Origin of the sequence: Methanocella arvoryzae MRE50, assembly GCF_000063445.1 — an archaeon.
Taxonomy (GTDB): Archaea; Halobacteriota; Methanocellia; order Methanocellales; family Methanocellaceae; genus Methanocella_A; species Methanocella_A arvoryzae.
This window is the reverse complement of record NC_009464.1, coordinates 494,340-514,720: the sequence shown is the minus strand read 5'-3', so window position 1 is coordinate 514,720 and position 20,381 is coordinate 494,340. Positions and strand designations below refer to the sequence as shown.

General features: G+C 55.9%; 19 protein-coding genes. 11 read left to right on the top strand and 8 right to left on the bottom strand.

Going from position 1 to position 20,381, the window contains the following annotated elements; all coding sequences use genetic code 11:
• Nucleotides 1–4: 4 nt before the first annotated feature.
• The 5 genes from RCI_RS02555 to RCI_RS02535 form a co-directional block, all read right to left on the bottom strand.
• A complete protein-coding gene (locus RCI_RS02555; RefSeq protein ID WP_148266496.1) occupies nucleotides 5–2,356 on the bottom strand; it encodes a DNA polymerase domain-containing protein in 2,352 nt (783 codons plus the stop codon).
• 73 nt (nucleotides 2,357–2,429) lie between these two features.
• Nucleotides 2,430–2,690 carry an AbrB/MazE/SpoVT family DNA-binding domain-containing protein gene (locus RCI_RS02550; RefSeq protein WP_231844917.1) on the bottom strand — a complete coding sequence of 87 codons (261 nt, stop codon included), beginning with the start codon at nucleotides 2,688–2,690 and terminating at the stop codon, nucleotides 2,430–2,432.
• A gap of 26 nt (nucleotides 2,691–2,716) precedes the next feature.
• Nucleotides 2,717–3,700 carry an AI-2E family transporter gene (locus RCI_RS02545; RefSeq protein ID WP_231844916.1) on the bottom strand — a complete coding sequence of 328 codons (984 nt, stop codon included), beginning with the start codon at nucleotides 3,698–3,700 and terminating at the stop codon, nucleotides 2,717–2,719.
• Nucleotides 3,701–3,875: 175 nt separating this feature from the next.
• On the bottom strand, nucleotides 3,876–4,208 hold the full coding sequence (locus RCI_RS02540) for a hypothetical protein (protein WP_231844915.1): 333 nt from the start codon (nucleotides 4,206–4,208) through the stop codon (nucleotides 3,876–3,878).
• 55 nt (nucleotides 4,209–4,263) lie between these two features.
• On the bottom strand, nucleotides 4,264–5,646 hold the full coding sequence (locus RCI_RS02535) for an MBL fold metallo-hydrolase (RefSeq protein WP_012034809.1): 1,383 nt from the start codon (nucleotides 5,644–5,646) through the stop codon (nucleotides 4,264–4,266).
• A gap of 162 nt (nucleotides 5,647–5,808) precedes the next feature.
• Here RCI_RS02535 and RCI_RS02530 point away from each other — a divergent pair, with 162 nt between their 5' ends.
• Together RCI_RS02530 and RCI_RS02525 are read left to right on the top strand one after the other, a co-directional pair.
• The gene (locus RCI_RS02530; RefSeq protein WP_012034808.1) at nucleotides 5,809–7,377 is read left to right on the top strand and encodes a GTPBP1 family GTP-binding protein; all 1,569 of its coding nucleotides are present in this window, start codon (nucleotides 5,809–5,811) and stop codon (nucleotides 7,375–7,377) included.
• 102 nt (nucleotides 7,378–7,479) lie between these two features.
• Complete coding sequence (locus tag RCI_RS02525; protein ID WP_012034807.1) at nucleotides 7,480–8,457, top strand: DHHA1 domain-containing protein; 978 nt, start codon at nucleotides 7,480–7,482, stop codon at nucleotides 8,455–8,457.
• A gap of 162 nt (nucleotides 8,458–8,619) precedes the next feature.
• Here the strand turns inward: RCI_RS02525 and mch are convergent, their stop codons facing one another.
• Entirely contained in the window at nucleotides 8,620–9,561 is a 942-nt protein-coding gene (mch, locus tag RCI_RS02520; protein ID WP_012034806.1) for a methenyltetrahydromethanopterin cyclohydrolase, read from the bottom strand.
• A 184-nt stretch (nucleotides 9,562–9,745) separates the two neighbouring features.
• On the opposite strand from mch, the gene RCI_RS02515 reads away from it, so the two are divergent.
• Nucleotides 9,746–10,396 carry a DedA family protein gene (locus RCI_RS02515; protein WP_012034805.1) on the top strand — a complete coding sequence of 217 codons (651 nt, stop codon included), beginning with the start codon at nucleotides 9,746–9,748 and terminating at the stop codon, nucleotides 10,394–10,396.
• A gap of 6 nt (nucleotides 10,397–10,402) precedes the next feature.
• Here the strand turns inward: RCI_RS02515 and RCI_RS02510 are convergent, their stop codons facing one another.
• Nucleotides 10,403–11,173, bottom strand: coding sequence for a 23S rRNA (uridine(2552)-2'-O)-methyltransferase (locus RCI_RS02510; protein WP_012034804.1), 771 nt, complete (start codon nucleotides 11,171–11,173; stop codon nucleotides 10,403–10,405).
• Nucleotides 11,174–11,344: 171 nt separating this feature from the next.
• Here RCI_RS02510 and RCI_RS02505 point away from each other — a divergent pair, with 171 nt between their 5' ends.
• From RCI_RS02505 to RCI_RS02475, 7 genes are all read left to right on the top strand, one after another.
• On the top strand, nucleotides 11,345–12,358 hold the full coding sequence (locus RCI_RS02505) for a phosphate uptake regulator PhoU (protein ID WP_231844914.1): 1,014 nt from the start codon (nucleotides 11,345–11,347) through the stop codon (nucleotides 12,356–12,358).
• 326 nt (nucleotides 12,359–12,684) lie between these two features.
• Nucleotides 12,685–13,527 (top strand): phosphate ABC transporter substrate-binding protein, encoded by an 843-nt coding sequence (locus RCI_RS02500; protein ID WP_012034802.1) that lies wholly within the window; start codon nucleotides 12,685–12,687, stop codon nucleotides 13,525–13,527.
• A gap of 35 nt (nucleotides 13,528–13,562) precedes the next feature.
• The gene (pstC, locus tag RCI_RS02495) at nucleotides 13,563–14,426 is read left to right on the top strand and encodes a phosphate ABC transporter permease subunit PstC (protein WP_012034801.1); all 864 of its coding nucleotides are present in this window, start codon (nucleotides 13,563–13,565) and stop codon (nucleotides 14,424–14,426) included.
• A 1-nt stretch (nucleotide 14,427) separates the two neighbouring features.
• Nucleotides 14,428–15,276 (top strand): phosphate ABC transporter permease PstA, encoded by an 849-nt coding sequence (gene pstA, locus RCI_RS02490; RefSeq protein ID WP_012034800.1) that lies wholly within the window; start codon nucleotides 14,428–14,430, stop codon nucleotides 15,274–15,276.
• Nucleotides 15,276–16,034 carry a phosphate ABC transporter ATP-binding protein PstB gene (pstB, locus tag RCI_RS02485; protein WP_012034799.1) on the top strand — a complete coding sequence of 253 codons (759 nt, stop codon included), beginning with the start codon at nucleotides 15,276–15,278 and terminating at the stop codon, nucleotides 16,032–16,034. The genes pstA and pstB overlap by 1 nt, the downstream gene beginning before the upstream one ends.
• Before the next feature lie 13 nt (nucleotides 16,035–16,047).
• Complete coding sequence (gene phoU / locus RCI_RS02480; RefSeq protein WP_012034798.1) at nucleotides 16,048–16,701, top strand: phosphate signaling complex protein PhoU; 654 nt, start codon at nucleotides 16,048–16,050, stop codon at nucleotides 16,699–16,701.
• Nucleotides 16,702–16,814: 113 nt separating this feature from the next.
• A complete protein-coding gene (locus RCI_RS02475) occupies nucleotides 16,815–17,486 on the top strand; it encodes a metallophosphoesterase family protein (RefSeq protein ID WP_012034797.1) in 672 nt (223 codons plus the stop codon).
• A gap of 361 nt (nucleotides 17,487–17,847) precedes the next feature.
• On the opposite strand, the gene thiC is transcribed toward RCI_RS02475, so the two are convergent.
• Nucleotides 17,848–19,122 carry a phosphomethylpyrimidine synthase ThiC gene (gene thiC, locus RCI_RS02470; protein ID WP_012034796.1) on the bottom strand — a complete coding sequence of 425 codons (1,275 nt, stop codon included), beginning with the start codon at nucleotides 19,120–19,122 and terminating at the stop codon, nucleotides 17,848–17,850.
• Nucleotides 19,123–19,280: 158 nt separating this feature from the next.
• Between thiC and RCI_RS02465 the strand changes: the two genes are divergently transcribed.
• A complete protein-coding gene (locus RCI_RS02465) occupies nucleotides 19,281–20,372 on the top strand; it encodes a cell division protein FtsZ (RefSeq protein ID WP_158308854.1) in 1,092 nt (363 codons plus the stop codon).
• Nucleotides 20,373–20,381: the final 9 nt, after the last annotated feature.

Sequence of the window (20,381 nt, the reverse complement as noted above, 5' to 3'; positions counted from 1 at the left end):
AAACTCAAACCTGGCATATGCTATCAGCTCCCATAAATGCATCCAGCCCGACCTGTTTCGGCCCGGGCAGTAAATCCTCGTATTTCAGCCCGAACTCCCTCAGGAGCATGTAGATCGGGTGTACGGTGTTTTCGACGTACGAGGCGACGTCGTACTCCGGGTCATTCCCGGCCAGCGCCAGCGGGGTAGCCTTATTCGTCCCTGTGACGATGTACTCGACCTTGCCGCCCACCCTCACCGAGCGCCCCTTCGCGGCCAGAGCCTCTGCAGCGACAGCGTGATGCGGCAGCGCTTTGTACTCCTCCGGGCGATGGGACAGCTTGCGCACTATGGCGAGTTCCTCGGGCGTGACGTTGCCCGCCTGGATGCGGGCGACCTCTCCCCGGACGTAGGCGGCGACTTTCGGGATCATGGCCCGGAACTCTGTCGCATCGTTCGCCGAGGCCAGTATCTCCAGCACGTGCTCCTGCACTTTTTTCGTGATCGCCGCCCGGTCCTGCCTCCTGACCTCAAGGCCCCGGACGAGGACTTCCCCGTCCACACTGGCGAAGTACTTCTTCTTCAGCCCTTTTTTGCCCCCGGGGTGCTCTGGCAGGAAGAGCACCCACCGGCAGACGTGCTCGAGTTTCAGCTCCAGGCCGAAGTCGGCGCTGATGCGATTGCAGAACGCAGTGTACAATTCCCTGTCTCCGCCCTGGATGAAGAGCGAGTCCGTGTCGGCGTAGATCACATTGAAGCCCGCGTCCTCGGCGATGTCTCTGGCCCGGAGCAGGTAGTGCCGGCCGTATGCCGGGATGGAGCGGTTGCCGTCGACGCTCCTGAAATTGTTCAGCGCGAACTGCATGTACCCGTACGGGCTGACCAGCTGCATTTTTAGCGACTTGTAGAGCATTTCGAGCTTCCGGTACTCTTCCGAGGCCGGGTCGAGGCTTTTCAGCTTTGCCTTCACCGCGTCCCGCTCGGCGAGCACTTTGCCGAACACCACGGGGTAGACACCCTTACGTTTCCGGCAGATGTGGAAGTCGAGGAAGGGGACACGCTCACCGTGTGCACGGCACTCCGGGTGCCTGCAGTTGATCGTCTCGGGGCTGATGTTGTGCTTGACGAAGATCCGGGGGAATAGCGATGAGAAGTCCACGATGGCCACGTTCTCATGCAGTCCGGCCTCCGGTGTTATTACAAGGCCGCCGTTCTCCTTTAGCTGCTCTGTAAGGGGCGTTTTGAAGCCCTCGGGGTACTCCGGCTCGTCCGGTATCACCGTGGACTCTATGAGGGTGGAATTCACCGAGGAGGCGTTCATGAAGCCGTGCTTCTCCCTGCATACGGAATCCAGCGGCATCAGGCACCGGTGGCACCACGACATGAGCATGGGCAGCCGTTCCCTGGCCAGGTCGTAGACCATCGACGCAGGGCTCTTTTGCCGATCATGGAACTCGGCGCCGTAGACGTCGTCGAGGTCGAGCCCGGTGCGCTTGAGGTCGGCGTCGGTCCTTGCATCTTTCCACAGGTCGAGCAGGATGCGGCCGGGGGTACGAACCTGCTTCGCCTGCCAGTGGCGCACCGCTCCACGGGGCGGGTAAAGTTTCGTGGGATCCGGCAGGCGGCCTAATCGCAGGCGCATATTGTTATCCTGCGCCCGCAGCCCCAGCAGGGGCAGTGTTTCCCAGTCGGCGTCGAAGATGGCGATGGCATCCGGGTCGCAGGCATCGAGCCGCCGCTGCATCTCGGCCAGCACATCCTCTTCCCTGCCCGATATCGCTACTTCCTCCTTGCCATAGCGCAGGGTGATCGACTGGATGCGGCAGTTCGCCGGCACTCTGGTGGTGAAGGCAGGGTAAATAGCCATCACCTTCAACGCTTCGGAATCGGCCGGGCCGATATACTCGATGCTCTGCAGGACGCCGCCCTCTGCCTCGATCGCGACGAGCGAGTGCGGCGGTATCCGGCGGAGGTAGTACCACTGCAATTCAGGCAGCAGCTTCCACTCTGCAAACCGGACCTCTGCAGGCGCCCGGGCCCGGATTTCCCGCATGGTCTCCTCCGCCCGGCGCTCGTCCAGCATGAAGGCCCTTATCACAGGAACCTGGTCCGCCGCATAGATCGACGGATACCGGCAGGCCGTCTCGGCCCGGGCGACGTTCTCGTGCTGCGCCACGACTTGCTCCACCAGCCGGGCCTGAGTAGACGGGATGACGGAGAAGGATGGGCGGAACTCCCGGTCTTCGACGCATATGATGCCGTCCGCCGTCCGCAGCCAGAGCAGGTAGGCGCCGTGCTGTGAATCGGTCGATGGCCTGTGCCACAGATCTACAATCATGCCTGTCGCCGACAATGTCGCCGACGATGTCGTGCGCATGTTATACCTCCGTAGAGTAAATCTGGCCGGGGGATAGATAAGCGCGAAGATTAAGCGAGGCGAAAATATTTGATCAAGTGATCGGCTCAATCACAAGTTTCTTGTCTTTCACATCGATCCTGACATCAGTGCCTTCCTTCAGGCCGATGATGTTGGCCAGCTCTACCGGTATCCTGACGGCCAGGCTTCCGCCGATCTTAAAGGTTTTCCGGGTAAACATCTGGCTGTATATTTCATCGTATCCTTTCTCGTCCACCCATTCTTCTTCGCATTTTGGGCATACTTCCACCTGGGCGAAAATGCCTTTCCGGATTTCTCTTCGCTCTTTTTTCATAGGTGTACTACATATGGGACAGGAACTCATTTGCACTCCTCACCATATTTCAGGTAGGTGCGGTAGACGGCGATCAGCAGTCCCACGGCCAGCGGGGCCGCGAAAAAGCCTGAAAGTCCTCCTGCCAGCCCTCCGCCGATGAAGGACATGATGATCAGGAGAGGGTGGATGTTGGATGCCCTGTTGATCAGGTACGGCCTGATGAGGAAGTCCGGGGGAAGGTAGACGAATATGATGGCCGACAGGAAGAAAAGGATTCCTATTGCCGGATCCCGGTAAATGTACATGTATGCGGCGACCGGTATGAACACCATCATGCCCGACAGGATCGGAACCATCGCCGCTATGAAGACGAAAGCCGTACATAGCGCCAGATACGGGACGCTGAACAGGAAGAATAACACGGCCGACATCGTGGCGATGAAGAGCGCCGTATAGAAAGTGCCTATGTATATGCCGAACAGAATGCGATCAGCTTCAACTGTAAAAAAGCTGACCGCAGGCTGGAACCTTGCAGGCGTCAGGCTCATTATAGTGCTGATGATCCTGTCGCCGTCCTTGAGCAGGTAGTAGCAGACGAAGATCGATACCAGCGCGTTGGTGCCCAGCAACAGTAGCGAGGTAAAGGTTTCCCTGATGGGCACGGTTGCTGCGAACGCAAAAGCGTACTGAGAGATGTTCATCAGAACGTCATTCAGCTGAACGACCAGCTCTGCCGGGACGCCGAGAGCTTCGAGTGCCGCGTTGACCTGCGCCAGCGCCTCGTTTCCGTGATCGGAGAACCAGGAGATCTGGTTCCTGAGTTCTATGGCGGCGAATGAGAAGATCGCTATGACCGGTAACAGGATGCAAAAGGTCGCCAGCATGGGGGCATATTTTGTATATTTGCGGAGGAAGTCCTTGATCGGCCGGGTCACGTAGGCAAAGAAGACCCCGAAGACGACGCCGTCCAGCAAAGGCCTGAAGAAGAAGGCGACCGCAGCGACGATCAGTAAGACTATTATAGTCACAGCAATCGGCCATTTATGGTCGTACAGGTAAGATATTATCCCGCTGCTATTCTCAGACGTAGCCATATCGGTAAACCAGATTATTATAGCAGTTGATCAGTTAATTAGTTAATGATTTGAGTTCCGCCGGACGGATCCTGGCCGTTAAAACCAGGCCAGCCTATGATAGCGGACCTTAGAATCCGCCCACCATGGCATGTTTTCTGGTGATCTGCAGGGCGACCTCATCGATTGTGTCCGCGGTGATTGTCTCATCCATGACCGGATCGCTTAAGAAATAACTTTTTCCGCCCTCCGTCACCTGGTAGATCTTGACACCTTCATGGGTAGCCACATGTACCCTGGTATCTCCCGCCGCCAGCTTGATCGATATTTTTTTGACCACCTCGTCTGTGGTCCTGCCGACGACTGCCTCTCCGTAGACCAGGTCGCTCTTATAGAACACCTGGCCACGCACGTTCACCCGGTATACGTTTACTCCCTGGTGTGTCAGCACTTTCGTCTTCATGGCTATTACCATATACGGGCTGGTATATAAATCTAGATGGGAACTGCAGATCAAGTTATTTCGCAGGCTTCACCGGGTAATCTCTCGCTCTCCATGCTGTAAACCCTCCGGGCACGTTATACACCTGCCCGTAACCGGCTTTCTGAAGAATGCTGGCGCCCAGGCTCCCCCTGTGGCCGACAGAGCACATTACCGCGACAGGCCGGTCCCGGGGCACGTCAGGCAGATCTGTTTTAAGGTGTCCCACATATCGTAGCAGGGCCCCCGGTACTATGCCGTTCTGCCACTCCCGGGGCTCTCTTACGTCGATCAGCCGGATGTCGCTGGTGTCCATCAGGGGCTTGAGCGCATCGACTGGAAGCTCTCCTGTGAACTCTATCGGCATGCCCGCGTTTTGCCACGGCTCGAAGCCGCCCGCGAGGTATCCGTATACCTGGTCGAAGCCGATCCTGCACAGGAGCCTGTCGGCCTTCCACGCGTCCTCATCCTCGTATGGCACCAGCAGCAGCTCGGTTTCATAGTCGAACAGCCACCCCGGGAAGAGCGCCATCCCGCCCAGCCAGATGCTGTACGAGCCGGGAATGTGCCCGCCTCCGAATGCCTGGGGAAGCCGGATATCCACTACTTCCGTACCCTTCTGTCTCATGGCCCTGTCGAAAGTCTGTACCCCCAGAGGGACGGGAGCGCGCCTGGACTCCAATAATGGCGGGCCATTCAGGTTATAGTCCTCCATTCTCAGGAAGTAGGGCGGCCTGACGAACTTCTCGCCGACCTTGTACTCGATAAACTCGTCCCGCCCGAGCTGCAGGTGGGGATTAGTCCGCTTCTCGTAGCCGATCGTGCTCCAGTCCCGGTCACCCATGCCAGAGCCACACACAGAGCCGGCACCGTGCGCCGGATAGATGACCACATGATCGCCCAGCGGCAGTATTTTCCCATGGATAGAGTCGTACAGCTTCCCGGCGTTTACGTGCTTCTCATTTTCGTCTGGCAGATCGATGCGGCCGGTGCTGTTTACGAAAAGGGCATCTCCAGTGAAGGTGGCCAGAGGCTCGTCAGGGTATTTTTGGTCGTACAGCACATAGGTCAGGCTTTCCGGGGTATGGCCCGGCGTCTCCATGGTCAGAATGCTGAGCTTGTCGAAAGTGATCCGGTCGCCATCCCGCAACGGCTGGCCGTACTTGAAGGGCAGGCTGGCGCCGTGGTAGATCGTTGCACCCGTCATTTTCTCAAGTTCAAGGGAGCCGTGGACGAAGTCCTCGTTTCGGTGGGTTTCCAGAATATACCGGATAATAGCGCCACTTTCACGGGCGAGGTCGAGGCACTCCCGCAGGTCTGCGGGCTCTCGCCGGGGATCGATGACGACCGCTTCTTCCCCGGAAGCGATGAAGTAAGTGTTATGGGCGAGGCCTTCTGCTTTTAGGTTGCGGAGGATCATGAAATGGCACCTGATTAATGTTATGTTTTATATATAATATTGCTGACGGTACGTGGGCTTGAAAGCCGCTGCGCACTTTGCTATGATCGGTCGTGCTTGCGACCTTTAGTACATTTATATACACAAAGATTATATCGGCAGGATATTTAATGAACTTTTAATATGAACAAGCTCGAACTGGAGGCCCTGATCTCTGCCGGAGAGACAGACAACATAGAGTTCAAGGAGTTCCTCAACCGGGAGACTCACCTGAACTCCAGGCGCATGGAGACGCTGGCCTGCCAGATGAAGCACAGGGTCATAGCAGGCAACGGGAGCGCAGTTTACGTTATCGGGGTGACAGATGCGGGCAATATGAAGGGCATCACCCGGGAGGAGTTCGAGGAAACCGTGCTGGTGCTGGACAGCATTGCCGCCGAGATCGAGGCAAGGGTCACCGGCCGGGAGGAGTACCAGGTTAACGGCGGCCTGGTCGGCCTCATTACGATAGAGAGCACTCCAAAGTCTTCCGAGCATATCCTGATCGGCACCGCAGGCCACGTCGACCACGGCAAGAGCACGCTGGTGGGCGCGCTGGTCACGGGAAGGTCGGACGACGGGGCAGGCAGGACCCGCATCTTTCTCGACGTGCTGCCCCACGAGATCTCCAGAGGCCTGTCAGCGGATCTTTCATACGCAGTCTACGGCATCAAGGGAGACAGCGTCATCCACCTGAACAACCCGCTGAACAAGAAAGAAAGCGCCAACGTAGTCGCAGAGTCAGACAAAATCATCTCCTTTGTAGATACTGTGGGCCATGAGCCCTGGCTGCGCACGACCATCCGGGGCATCGTCGGGCAGAAGCTGGACTACGGGCTACTTGTCGTAGCTGCAGACGACGGCGTGACTCACATTACGAGAGAGCACCTCGGCATTTTGCTGGCCATGGATTTGCCTGTCATCATCGCTCTCACCAAGGTCGACGTCGCGACTCCGGAGCAGATCAAGAAGACGGAAGCCAGCATCCACAACGCGCTGAAGCTTGTAGGCAGAGTGCCCTTCCGGGTCAAGACACCGGACGACGTTTTCATTGTGAGTGACAAGGCGCCTGAAGGCATCGTCGTGCCTATCCTGCACACTTCGTCGGTCACCAGAGAGGGCTACGATTTGCTTGAGCAGCTCATTTTCAGCCTGCCCAAGCGGAACCTGCTCTCCAAGGAGCCTTTCCAGATGTACATCGACCGCATCTACCAGGTGGAAGGCGTGGGAGTAGTGGTGAGCGGCACGATCAAGCAGGGCGAGGTCGTCCCGAACGACATTTTGTTCCTCGGCCCCACAAAGGAAGGCGCATTTGTCAAGGTAAAGGTGCAGTCCATAGAAATGCATCACTACCGGGTCAACAAAGGCGTGGCCGGAGACATCGTCGGCGTAGCGATCAAGGGCATCAAGCCCCACGAGGTCGTCAGGGGAATGATGCTGTCGAAAAATATGCCCGAGGCCGCCCGGGAGTTCGACGCCGAGATCCTGATTCTCAACCACCCGACCCGGATTGGTATAGGGTACGAGCCAGTCATCCACCTTGAGACCATATGCGAAGCCATCGAAGTCGTCGGCCTCGATGCCGGGTACATGATGGCCGGCCAGCATGGCAAAGCCCGGATGCGGTTCAAGTTCCGGCCTTACGTCGTCGAGCCCGGGCAGAAATTCATTTTCCGCGAGGGAAAGAGCAAGGGCGTCGGGCGAGTGTTGTAAGAGTGCTGTAAGATACTGCATAATCCACGACGCATTGCACCTTTTTCATCCGGCGAGACCTGCAATAATGGATATGTAGCCTCGAGCTAATCCGCCATATGGATGACGATGACGACACTCATTCTGACCCATGCCGATTCCGATGGTATTTGCAGCGGGGCGCTGGCGGTGGCGGCAAGCGAAGATCCCACAGTCTTTTTTACCAGCCCCGTCTCCGTGATCGACGATGCCGAGGAAGCTGAAGAATATGACCGGGTCATCATTTGCGACATTGCGATCAACATCTCGACTTCCGGGGCGCTAAGGAAAAGAATGAACGAGTTAGCCGCAAAGCGGGAACTGATCTACATCGATCACCACCCGCTGCCCGAAGGCTTCAGCGCGCCATGGCTCGTCCACGATCAGGATGCCTGCGGCTCACTGCTTACCTACTGGCAGTTTAAGGATAAGCTGAGCCCTGACATGAGCAGGGTGGCCATGTACGGAGCAATCGCTGACTTCCGGGATAATACTCCTCTGGCTAAGGAGCTTGTCACCCGGTGGGATAAGCGAAGCCTGTACTACCATTCGGGCACCCTGTCCCAGGGCATCGAGATCGACCGCAAAAATTTCGACAGCAAACGAGACCTGGTGTTCAGGCTGTCGAAAAACATCATTCCGTCAGACATCGACGGCCTGGTGAAAAAAGCGGTCACCGCTTCCCGCCTTGAGGAGGGCCTGCGAACCAGGGTGGCGCAGAGCGTCGTCAGGCTGAATAACCTATCCTATGTGGTGGACGCAGCCGGGTTCATATCTAAGGCAGCTATCTATGCCCGCATCTACGGAAATACCCCGGTGGGAATATCTGCTGAACTCAGGCCGTCACATCACATGTACGACCTCAGTGTCAGAGCGGAAGACGGTATCGACCTGAACCGGCTCCTCAACGACTCCGCCGTCAAATTCGGCGGCCACGGCGGCGGCCACCCCCAGGCCGGAGGGGGACGCATACCGGAGCACAGGCTAAATGACTTCCTCGCCGACTTAGATGCGGCCATAGGACGGGCGATTAGTGAAAAAAGAACCACTGCAGAGATATAGAACTAGTATACCACAGAGGCACAGAGACTCACAGAGATTTACTTGATAGACGGATAGGTGAATAACCAAATATAATGTAAGCCTCTGTGTTTCTCTGTGCCTCTATGGTAAATAGTAGCTCTGCGAGCCCCTGTGGTGAAAAAAGTAATTAATTTTAAGTAGTCAGACTTTCAGCCCAAACGACGTGAGCAGCATCGAAGGATCGAGCCGTCCGTATGTCTTCAGAGATCCGTCAAGGCCGTTGACCATGAGTCTGGCGGGGCCGAACATGGCGGGGTCGACTTTGGAGTAGTCGCCCTGGGCGTCTTTGAGAAGCGCTTTGAAGCTCTTTCCGTACACTTTTGACGCGTCTGAGGTTGCGGATTTGAATGCATCGTTCGCGTCCTTTGCGTAAAGCGAAACCATGCCGTAGTACGCGATTGCGTCGAGGGCCGAGCCCATGCATTCCTGGTCGGTGGGGCACAGCGGCGCTACTGGTACGACTCCGGAAGCGGAGGTGACGTCGCTGGTGTTATAGCCGAGCTGTAGCAGGCGGTTCATGACCCATTCTACCGCTCTCGTGCTGGTCATGAAAGTGCCGACGATGGATCCTGGCGGGGCTACCAGCGCCACGACACATTCCGGATCTGTGGAGCACTGTTTTGCAATGTTGTCTATTTCTTTCTCCGTAGGCAGTGCAGTGGCCTCTATGTTGATGACAGCGGTCTCAGCATCGTCCGAGTAGTTTATCGCCTGGTACAGGGCTTTGGGTTTCTGGGCGCTTGCCCGGGCGGGGCCGAATGCGGTACCGGCGAAGCCTTCCGCTTTCAGCTTCCACGCAGGTTTCTGTGAGCCGAGGCAGGCGATGGCGGGGCGGTCGATCCAGACCTGGGAGAACTGCAGGTAGAGCCCGTCGATGATGCCCGGGACCATGGATACCCGGCCGAGGCCGCCCATTGCAATGCTGGCATAGAGCATGCCGGCGCCGATGCTGCCGATCGTGTTGACTCCGCAGTCGATTACGGTCGCCTGGTTTTCCAGGTAGTGCGACTTGACGTTCAGCTCTTCTTCTTTATTTAGCAGCTCATCGACGTAGCCGGTCACATTTTCATTGATGGAGAACATCGGTATAACCCACCTGTGCCTGTTTAGAGATGCATTACTCTATAAGCGTTATATAATAAAAGTATTGGTAGCCGGCCGGGGGCAGGAAAAATATTAAAGTCTGTCGTGCCCATTACCGTGTAGCTTCACAACCCTTACAGCATTGTTTAAATATTAAGAGATAAATAAAAGATGTGGTGTTCGCTTGGTACTCTTTGAATTCCTCAGCAAGTATATAGTTGATCTGATTTGCGCTTTCGGCTACCCGGGTGTTGTGTTCCTGATGACGCTGGAGAGTGCCTGTATGCCAGTCCCAAGCGAAATCGTCATGCCTTTCGCAGGGTTCGCCGCTCAGCAGGGCAGGCTGGACTTCTTCTGGGTAGGCATGGCGGGCAGCATCGGCAGCCTGATCGGAGCAGTGCTCTCCTACGCGATCGGCTACTACGGAGGCCGGCCGCTGCTGGAAAAGTACGGCAAGTACTTCTTTATCACGAAGCACGAGATGGACGTGGCCGACGCCTGGTTCAAGAAGTACGGTGCGAGGGTGATTTTCATATCGCGGCTCCTGCCTATCTTCAAGACGTTTATCTCTTTGCCCGCGGGCATTGCCAGGATGGACTTTAAGAACTTCACCATCGCCACGTTCGTCGGCTCGGTCCCATGGTGCTTTGCCCTGGCCTATTCGGGCGTCCTGCTGGGCGAAAACTGGAGCCTGATTGAGGAGTACTGGATCTACGTCGACATCCTCACTGTGTTGTGCGTCCTCGTGTTCCTCGGTTACCTCGGCTATAAGGCTCTCAAGTTCAAAAAGATCAGCGATGCCCAGAAGGAAGCCCGGGGCATCAGATCAAAATAGGATAAGTTATTTTTCTTTTTCCACAATGTCCGCGAAGGCAAACGAGGGCTTGACATCCGTGATCTTTATTTTTAGCTTATCGCCGACGCTGCCGCCTTTGACGAAGACCACGAAGTCGTCGACGTGGGCGATGCCATCGCCGGTCTTGCCCATCGCATCGATCGTCACGTCCACGACGTCGCCTTTGCGAAGGCTGGTGGTGAGGAATCCCTTGCCGATCACGTAGATCTCTGCGCTCTGCTGGCGGGATGCCTGGGACTTGTAAGTCGTGGCGTAGGAAAAGCGCTTTCCTACCTCTTTCACGTAGTTCTCATAGAGGTCGCCCTGGAATACTTTTACCACGAAATTGCCTCCTTTCTTAAGGAGCTTCGTAGCCACGTCGAGCGCTACCGTGGCCAGATCGATGGACCTGGCGTGGTCGAGGGCCCAGTTGCCGGACAGGTTGGGTGCGGCATCGCAGATGACCGTATCTACTTCATCCACGATCTCGAAGATTCTGGCCTGAGTCTCGGGAGAAGTCATGTCTCCCTTGATCGTCTCGACACCTTCTATGGGCTCTATCCGCTGGAGGTCGACGCCGATTACTTTGCCGCCTCCGTTGAGCTCTTTCGCGACCTGCAGCCACCCGCCGGGGGCCGCTCCGAGGTCTACTACGGTATCGCCTTTCTTGATGATGTGATGCTTTTTGTTGATGAACTGCAGCTTGAACGACGCTCTCGAGCGATAGCCCATCTGCTTAGCTTTGTTGTAATAATGATCTCTCTTTTTCGCTGGCATGTTCACACAGTATCGGGTGACTATGATTATCTAACTTTCGTAGACATCATCCTGATCGATCGCTTACTGCTCTGCAAAAACATTTAAGCTATATATTGACTATATACTACTATATACACTATGTAGATAGCATATAGGTATATGCAGATGTATGCAGATTAATGGTGAACTATGAGAGAGAATATGGAGACACGGAAAGTACAGGTTACAGGAGGCACGACCCTGATCGTATCGCTTCCGAAATCATGGGCCACTAAAGTCAACCTGAAAGGAGGCGACGAAGTCAGCCTGATCCCGCAGACCGACGGCTCGCTTGCGGTCAGGACTCGAAATGCTCCTGAAGTCTACCATACTAAGACGATCTACATCGAGGGCAAAGACGGCGACAACCTCATAAGGGAGATCATAGGCGCTTATATCGCCGGCTACAACTCTATCGAGCTTCGGTCCAGTAAAATCCTGTCAAAGCAGCGCGATACTGTAAGGAAGACTGTCAACATGCTCATCGGCCCGGAGATCATAGAGGAGACCTCCGATCAGATCGTGCTCCAGGACACCCTGAACCCCGCCGAGCTATCGGTTAAGAAGAGCATCAAGCGCATGTTTATGATTGTCAGCTCCATGCAGGAAAACGCGATCACAGCGCTGAAGGAAAAGGACTTCGACCTTGCCAAAGATGTGTCCGACCGCGACATCGAGGTCGATAAGCTCTTTCTGCTCGTCTCCAAGCAGTTCCGCATGGTCATGAGGAATATCTCCATAGCAGATAAGTTCGCCATGTCTATGGAAGAGCACCTGGACATGAGGCTCTGTGCAACCCCGCTGGAACGGATCGGGGATCACTCGGCCAAGATCTGTAACATGGTGCAGCAGATCGGCTATAAAACTGTGCCAGACGACGTCCTCGCCGACATCGAGGACGCCAACAGGCAGTCCATGAAGCTCGTCGAAAACGCGATTGACGCCATGTTCAAGAGGAACATTAACCAGGCTAACTCCACCTTTATCCTGAGACAGGAAGCTACGCAAAAGCTCCGAAAGCTCGACGAGGAAGTGCTGAAGCTGAGTTCCGACATCTCTGTGCCGCTGGGGATCATCCTCGACAGCATCGACAGGGTGTGCGATTATGGCTGCAATATTGCTGAAATCGCCATCAACTCGGCAGTTTCTTCGACCCCTAAGTAGTCTGCCGGCCGGATACTGGCCGGTCGACGACCTGCCGCAGGGGCGAGATCGTCTGTCACCTGAGGCCGCTGCATGCTATCGAGAGTATTGTGAGGGCTTAAAGCCCCGGCAATTTTATCCTGAATTTTTGCAGGCTATTTGACGCCAGGTATAGTGCTTCAGCATATACTGAATGGCTACCATGCCTGTCCGGCACTCCGGGTTTTCACGCGCAAAAGCGCCTTTTTCACGTTTTTCTATATATTCTAAATATGACTACCGGGCCTACATAGATAATATTTAACAGGCCGCGGACGCACTGGCTTCTGAAGGTGAACGAGCAGATGATGGGCGAAAAGTTATTGATCGCGCTGATAACTCTCACAATCGTAGGAGCAGGAATGCTGGTGCCCGGCTGTACCAGCGCACCGCCCGGTGTAACTACGCAGGATGACGAACTGTCCGGCAGGGTTAAAATTATCGGGTCAACCTCTGTCCAACCTTATGCTACAGAGCTGGCAGACAGCTTTTCAGTCAAGTATCCGGGCGCCGACGCCCTCGTATCTGGCGGCGGCTCCGGGGCGGGCATCAAAGCTGCTCAGGATGGCACTGCGCAGATCGGCATGTCCTCCAGAGAGCTGACCGAGGAAGAGAAAGCCTCGGGCCTCCGGGCGATCGTCATCGGGTATGACGGCATCATTGTCGTCGTTAATCCTGCTAACCCATTATCCAGCCTTACCCGGCAGCAGATTAAGGATATTTTTGCGGGCAGAGTTACGAACTGGAAGGATGTCGGGGGCAGCGATGCGCCTGTTACCGTCGTGACGAGAGAGTCGGGCTCGGGCACCAGGGCCGCTTTCCAGGAGATCGTCATGGGCGAAACCAACCTTACTGACAGAGCAGTGACACTTGGCAGCACCGGCGGTATCACCCAGACCGTATCTGGTGACAGAAATGCCATAGGGTACATCTCTTACGGCTCGCTGGACGATTCTGTGAAGGTCCTGGCCGTAGACGGTGTTGCGCCTTCCGCAGATGCCATCAAGGATGGTACTTATCCGATCCGGAGGCCGTTCCTGTTCGTGACGAAAGGCGAGCCGACGGACCCGGTAACGAAAGCCTTCATAGAGTACACGTTGAGCGAAGAAGGGCAGAAGCTCCTGGCAGAGGGCAGGCTGGTGACTGTATAGGCCGCTGCCAGGACAAGTATCACAGTGGTGACTTCATGAGCAGGACTACGGAAAAAATCATAGAAGCAGGCCTTCTGGTATGTGCCCTATCCTCTATCGTCACCATCTTCCTCATCATCGTCTTTATCGTGGCGCAGGGGCTTCCGGTGATTCTCAGCGAAGGCCCGGCAAACTTTGTCGGCGGCCTGAAATGGAGCCCGGAGCACAATCTGTACGGCATACTGCCCATGATCATAGGGACTTTTGCAGTTACGACCCTGTCTCTGCTGATCGCGCTGCCGCTGGGGGTGGGCTGTGCCATACTGATCTCGGAAGTGGCTCCAGCGGGCGTCCGGGACGTGATCCGGCCGGCCATCGAGACCCTGGCAGCGATCCCGTCGGTCGTTTATGGCCTTTTCGGCCTGATCCTGCTGGTGCCGCTCATCCGGGACTACCTCGGCGGCAACGGGTTCAGTATTCTGGCAGGCGGCGTAGTGCTCGCGATCATGATCCTGCCCACCATCATCAGTGTTTCAGAAGATGCCTTGCGGGCTGTGCCCCGGGAACTAAGGGAAGGCTCGCTGGCCATGGGCGCCACAGAGTGGCAGGTCATCACGGGCATCGTGGTGCCCGCCGCGCTATCGGGCATCGTCACAGGGGCAGTACTGGCGATGGGCAGATCGATAGGAGAAACCATGGCGGTTCTGATGGTCTGCGGCAATTCGACGCTTATCCCGACTTCAGTGCTCGACATGGTCCGGCCGATGACGGCGGCGATCGCGCTGGAGTGGTCGTACGCGTCGGGCAGGCACCAGGATGCGCTGTTCTCCATAGGTATCGTGCTCCTGATCGTCATCATGATCCTGAACTTGATCATATATTCCGCGAAGAAAAAGAGGCTCAACGCCGGGAGGATGTAGTATGGCAGCCCAGTACAGGTACGTAGTTAACAACGTCGGCATCGGGCTGCTCTGGCTATGCGGCATCCTGACCGTGCTGATCCTGCTCGTCATAATCGGCTATGTGCTGATCAACGGCCTGCCCGTGGTCAGCCTGGAGTTTCTGACCCAGTCGCCCCGGGGCATGCAGCGGGCGGGAGGCATCTTCCCCACGATCGTGGCCACAATTGAAATCACTTTGATCGCCGTGCTGGTAGCGACTCCGCTGGCGGTCGCAGCAGCCGTCTACATGGCAGAATATGCCGGCAGGAGCAGGATTGCTACCATCGTCCGGTTTGGCGCCGACAGCCTCGCCGGAATCCCGTCGATCATGTTTGGCCTGTTCGGATACCTGTTCTTCGTGTACTACCTGAGGATGGGATTCTCCCTGCTGGCCGGCGGTCTGACGCTCGCTCTCATGGCTCTCCCCATCATCCTGCGGGTATCAGAAGAGGCTATCAAGACCGTGCCTGACTCCTACAAATCGGGCAGTCTGGCGCTGGGAGCCAGCAAGTTGCAGACCATCCGCAAAGTCGTGCTGCCGACCGCCATCCCCGGTATTATGACCGGCGTCATCCTGGGCATGGGGAGGGCTGTCAGCGAGACGGCTGCAGTGCTGCTGACTGCAGGCAGCGTAGCGAGAGTGCCGGAGTCGCTTTTCGATCCGGTCCGGCCGATGACAGTCCACATGTTTATCCTGGCCACGGAAAACCTGTCGATGAAGAATGCATTAGGGACAGCGGCAGTGCTGATTATCATGATCCTGGCCATCACGATCGCCAGTAACTACTTGACGAAGAGGTATATCGCAAAACTTGGGGGTAGAAGATAATGGGCAGCGCAGTCATCGAGTCGAGAGACCTGAACCTGTACTATGGCAAGGCTCACGCGCTCAAGAACATCAATATGGACATACCTGAAAAAAGCATCACAGCGATAATCGGACCGTCAGGGTGCGGGAAGTCTACATATCTCCGGTGCATGAACCGCATGAACGACCTGCTGCCCGGAGTTAAGATCACCGGAACCCTCGGCTTCCGGGGCAAAAACATATACGATCGGGACGTCGACGTAGTTGCGCTACGCAAGGACATCGGCATGGTCTTCCAGAAGCCCAACCCGTTCCCGATGTCTATCTACGATAATGTTGCCTATGGCCCGAGAATTCATGGTGTCCGAAAACGGGAAACCCTCGACCATATTGTCGAGAGAAGCTTACAGCAGGCAGCCCTGTGGGATGAGCTGAAGGACAGGCTACGAGACTCGGCGCTCAGTATCTCCGGCGGCCAGCAGCAGCGCTTATGCATTGCCCGGTGTTTAGCGGTCGAGCCGGAAGTCATCCTCATGGATGAGCCGGCCTCGGCGCTGGACCCGATCGCGACGTCTAAGATAGAGGACCTGATGAGAGAGCTGAAGGAGCGATACACGATCGTCATCGTCACCCATAACATGCAGCAGGCAGCCCGTGTCTCTGACCGGACGGCATTTTTCCTGATGGGAGAGCTAATCGAGTACGACTATACGAAGAAGCTGTTCGAGAACCCGGCGGACAGGCGTACTGAGGACTACATTACCGGCAGGTTCGGGTGAGGGAGAGGGGTACATGTCTAGAGAATACTATTTGCAGCAGATCAAACAGCTCGAGGACGACTTTTTCCAGATGGGGGAAGACTCCCTCCGTTTGATGTCCAGATCGCTCCGGTCGCTGGTCAACAAGGATCTTGAGCTGGCTAAACAGGTCATGGAAGAGAGCGATAGGATGGCAGACCGCGAAATCGAGCTGGAAAACAAGTGCATCGAGCTTCTTGCAACTCAGCAGCCCATGGCCTCGGACTTGCGGTTCATCAGCACCGTCCTGAAAATACTGACAGAATGCCGCCGGTTTTCAAGGCTGGCCTGGGATATCGGCCTGATCACGATAAAGGTGGATGGGGAAGAGCTGCTGCCCCAGATCAAGGACGTCTGCGAGATGTATGAAAATGTACACGCCATGGTACGTGACAGCTTTATCGCCTTCAGGGACCGGAACGTGGAGCTGGCGAAGTCCATGAGCGCGAGGGACGATGTGGTAGATGCCCAGTACGATCGGATCAGGAGAGAGCTGATCAACGTCATGATCAATGATCCGTCAACTATTGACATAGCGTCACACCTGTCTTTTGTCGCCCGGTACCTGGAGAGATCGGCAGATCACGCTTGCGTCATAGCGTCCTGGACGATCTACATGGTCACCGGGGAAAGGGTGAGGATCAGGTAATACCTGATCACTTGCCCTGTTATCGTTTAAGCGGCTTTTCCCTGCCCTTTTTAAATAAAACGGCCTGACAAATATTTAAACAACCGCGGCCAATTAAAAGCTGGAGCTGAGAGATGGAAATGAAGATCGGCCTCATTTCGGACATACATGCCAATGTCGTCGCATTACAGGCGGTCCTGGACGATATGAAGGACGTCGATGTTATCTTATGTGCAGGCGACATTGTAGGCTATAATCCTTACCCTAACGAGACCGTCGAACTGCTGAAGAAATACCGGGTTAAGTGTGTCAAGGGCAACTACGATAACGCGGTCGTCACGGGAGACACGCAGTGGTTCAACCCCGTGGCCATACAGACAGTACGGTGGACTACCGAGAACATCACCAGAGACAACCTGAGATTTCTGGAGACGCTGCCAGACCATATCGATCTGAACGGCATCACGATCTACCACGGAAGCCCGAGCAGGCTCGAGGAGTTCATCTTCGAGAACGACCACGAGCGGTTTTGCCAGGTTTTCGACCCCTACGACGTTCAGGTAGTGGTCTTCGGACACACTCACGTACCCCTCAAAAAGGTCTGCGGCAGCAAGATCATCCTGAACCCGGGCAGCGTAGGCCAGCCGAGAGACGGAGATCCCCGGGCAAGCTACGGCATATGGGACACTGAAAAGCAGGAGTTCACCGTGCGCAGGGTCAGCTACGACTACACTAAAGTGCAGGAAAAGATCAAAGAGGCAGGCCTTCCCCAGATGATGGCTGACAGATTGAAATATGGTAAATAATGACGGAGCCTTCGGCTGGTATATAGCATACTAATGACCATGGAGCCTTCGGCTCGGGCTTCGGCGGTGCAGCAGAACAAAAGATCGTCGTGCCAGACTAAACATACGCACAACCAGACAAAGAATGGTGCCGGCAACACTCGCCGGCAGACCACCCGTCCCGTTTTTCAAACTGACATTCTGATTTAAAGGGGGTATAACACCTGGAGAACGATCCGTTCCGATTGCTAAGTAAGTTCTCAACCCATATAAACTTTCTTTGATTTAACGCAAGTTTACTTGTACACCCTGCGAACCTCGGTTGCAGCCGGGGATGTAGCTGGTTGCCCCGGCTGCCAGCGAACGATCATACCATCTCTGGTCAGAAGTTAAAGGTCTGCTGGACGATTTTTACCGCACAGTAGTCTCCGCACATTGTACATGCTTCCTTGTCTTCCGGCATCCGGCTCGACCTGATTTCTCTCGCCAGTTCCGGGTTCAGCGAGAGCTCGTACATGCGGTTCCAGTCGAGGTTCTTCCTGGCGTGGGCCATTTCTAGGTCCCTGTCACGCTTGCCGTACTTGATCATGTCTCCTATGTGGGCGGCGAGTCTCGCTGACATGACGCCGGTTTTGACGTCTTCCACGTTGGGCAGCGCCAGGTGCTCCGCCGGGGTGACATAGCAGATGAAATCAGCGCCGTATGCCGCTGACATCGACGCCCCGATTGCGGCCACTATGTTGTCCATGCCCGGGGCGATGTCCGTAACAAGGGGTCCCAGCATGTAGAATGGCTTGTTCCCCGACATGCGCTTCATCAGGATAACGTTGGCCTCGATCTCGTTCAGGGGGACGTGGCCGGGGCCTTCCACTATGACCTGGACGCCAAAGTCGTAGGCCTGGTCGGACAGCTCGGAGTTCATCACCAGCTCCTGAATCTGAGCCCGGTCGGTCGCATCGTGCACCGCGCCGGCGCGCATGCCATTACCCATCGAAAGGGTGACCTCGTGCTTTTTCAGGATTTCCAGCAGGTAGTCGAACTCGCTGTACAGGGGGTTCTCTTTGTCGTTGTGGATCATCCAGGCAGTCATGAAGGCTCCGCCTCTGCTGCAGAGGCCGCCATGCCTGCCCTGCTTCTTCAGCCGCTCCACAGTAATACGGTTGATGCCGGTGTGGATAGCCATAAAGTTCGTGCCCAGCTTAGCCTGCTCCTCCGTAATCCTGAACAGGTCATCCTCTTTCATATGCACCACAGCGCCGTATTTGCGGGCGGCCTCGATGAATGCCTGGTACAGCGGCACGCTGCCCACCGACAGCGACGTCGCGGCACACACCTTTTTGCGGATTTCGGAGAAGTCGCCGCCGGTAGACAGCTCCATCAGGGTATCGGCTCCGGCCTGCTCTGCCGCGATCGCTTTTCTGACTTCAGTATCGACGTCGACGATGTCCGAGGAGGTGCCGATCGAAGCATTGACCTTGGTCCGGAGGCCTTCCCCTATGCCCACCGGCCTGATGTTCCGGTACGGTGTCACGGGGATGACGATCCTCCCTGCGGCGACGCCACGCTGGACAAACTCGGGGGTAACGCCCTCGTCCCGGGCAACGATCTTCATCTCTTCGGTAATTTCTCCTCTTTTAGCCTGCTCAAGAAAACTCATACGATAATGCACCTGCTGTCTGGCCTTTAAGCGATTATCATATATAAATTTTATTTACCTTAACTCAAGTTTACTTGATTTATTGTTTTTGATTCATGCGAGGGGTAATCTGCCACTATCATGTTTTCCTACAGTTTGTCCGGGAAAATTTTTATTCTATGATCTGCAAACTAAGCCATTGCGAATGGGCAATTATCTGCCCCGAGAGCAGTTTTCTTCCCGAGGTGCTGACGCATATGTTTGTTCCGGACCCCATAAAGCAGACCACGATGGGAGACGAAGCAGTATACAACTACTTCCCCAAGCAGATCAGGATCGCAGGAGTCGGGAGTGCCGGCTGCAACGTCCTCAACTACCTGTACAGCATCGGCGCCTTCGGCGCTCACCTGATTGCCATCGACACTGACGAGCGTCGCCTGAGCGTGATCAGGGCGGATGAAAAGTTCCTCATCGGCCAGTCTGTGATCAAGGAGTCCGGGGCAGCGGGAGACGTCGAAATCGGCAGGCTGGCCGCGGAGAAGTCAGGCTGGAAGCTGGACGAGTCATTCAGGGCGACGAAGCTCATGTTCCTCGTGGCCGGCATGGGCGGCGGCACCGGCACCGGAGCAGCACCTGTCGTCGCCCGGATAGCGAAAGAATACGGCGCAGTAGTGGTCGCTATCGTGACCCTGCCGTTCAGCGACGAGGTCGAGGCGAGGAAAAAGGCCGTGGAAGGGGTTGAGAAGATGCTGGATATCGCCAGCACCACGATCGTGATCGACTTCGACCGTCTCCCTGGCTACGACCCCGAAATGCCGAAGCAGAACGCGTACGGTATTGCAGACGAACTGATTGCCGAAAAGATCAAGACCATCGTGGAGTCGAGCACCCAGCGGCCCCTCGTCCACATGAACCTGCTCGACTTGCAGAAACTGCTCAAAGAAGGCGGCCTCAGCGTCATGCTCACCTGCCGGGACCGGAGCGATGACAATCTCCTCACGGTGATCAAACGAGCGATGGACCACCCCCTCTCCGCCCTGGACTACAAAGAAGCAACGGGCGCCCTCATACATGTGGCCAGCGGCAGAGATATGTCGGTGGAAGGCGTGATCCAGATCGTCGAGTACATTTACAATAAGTGCAACCCGACAATACGTGTCCTGTACGGTGCCAGGCTCGAAAAAACCAACGACTGCAGAATTAAATTACTCGTCATCCTGACCGGGCTCAGAAAAGAGCAGTTCCGGGAGAAGTACGGCGGTTCGCCATAGCTGATGACA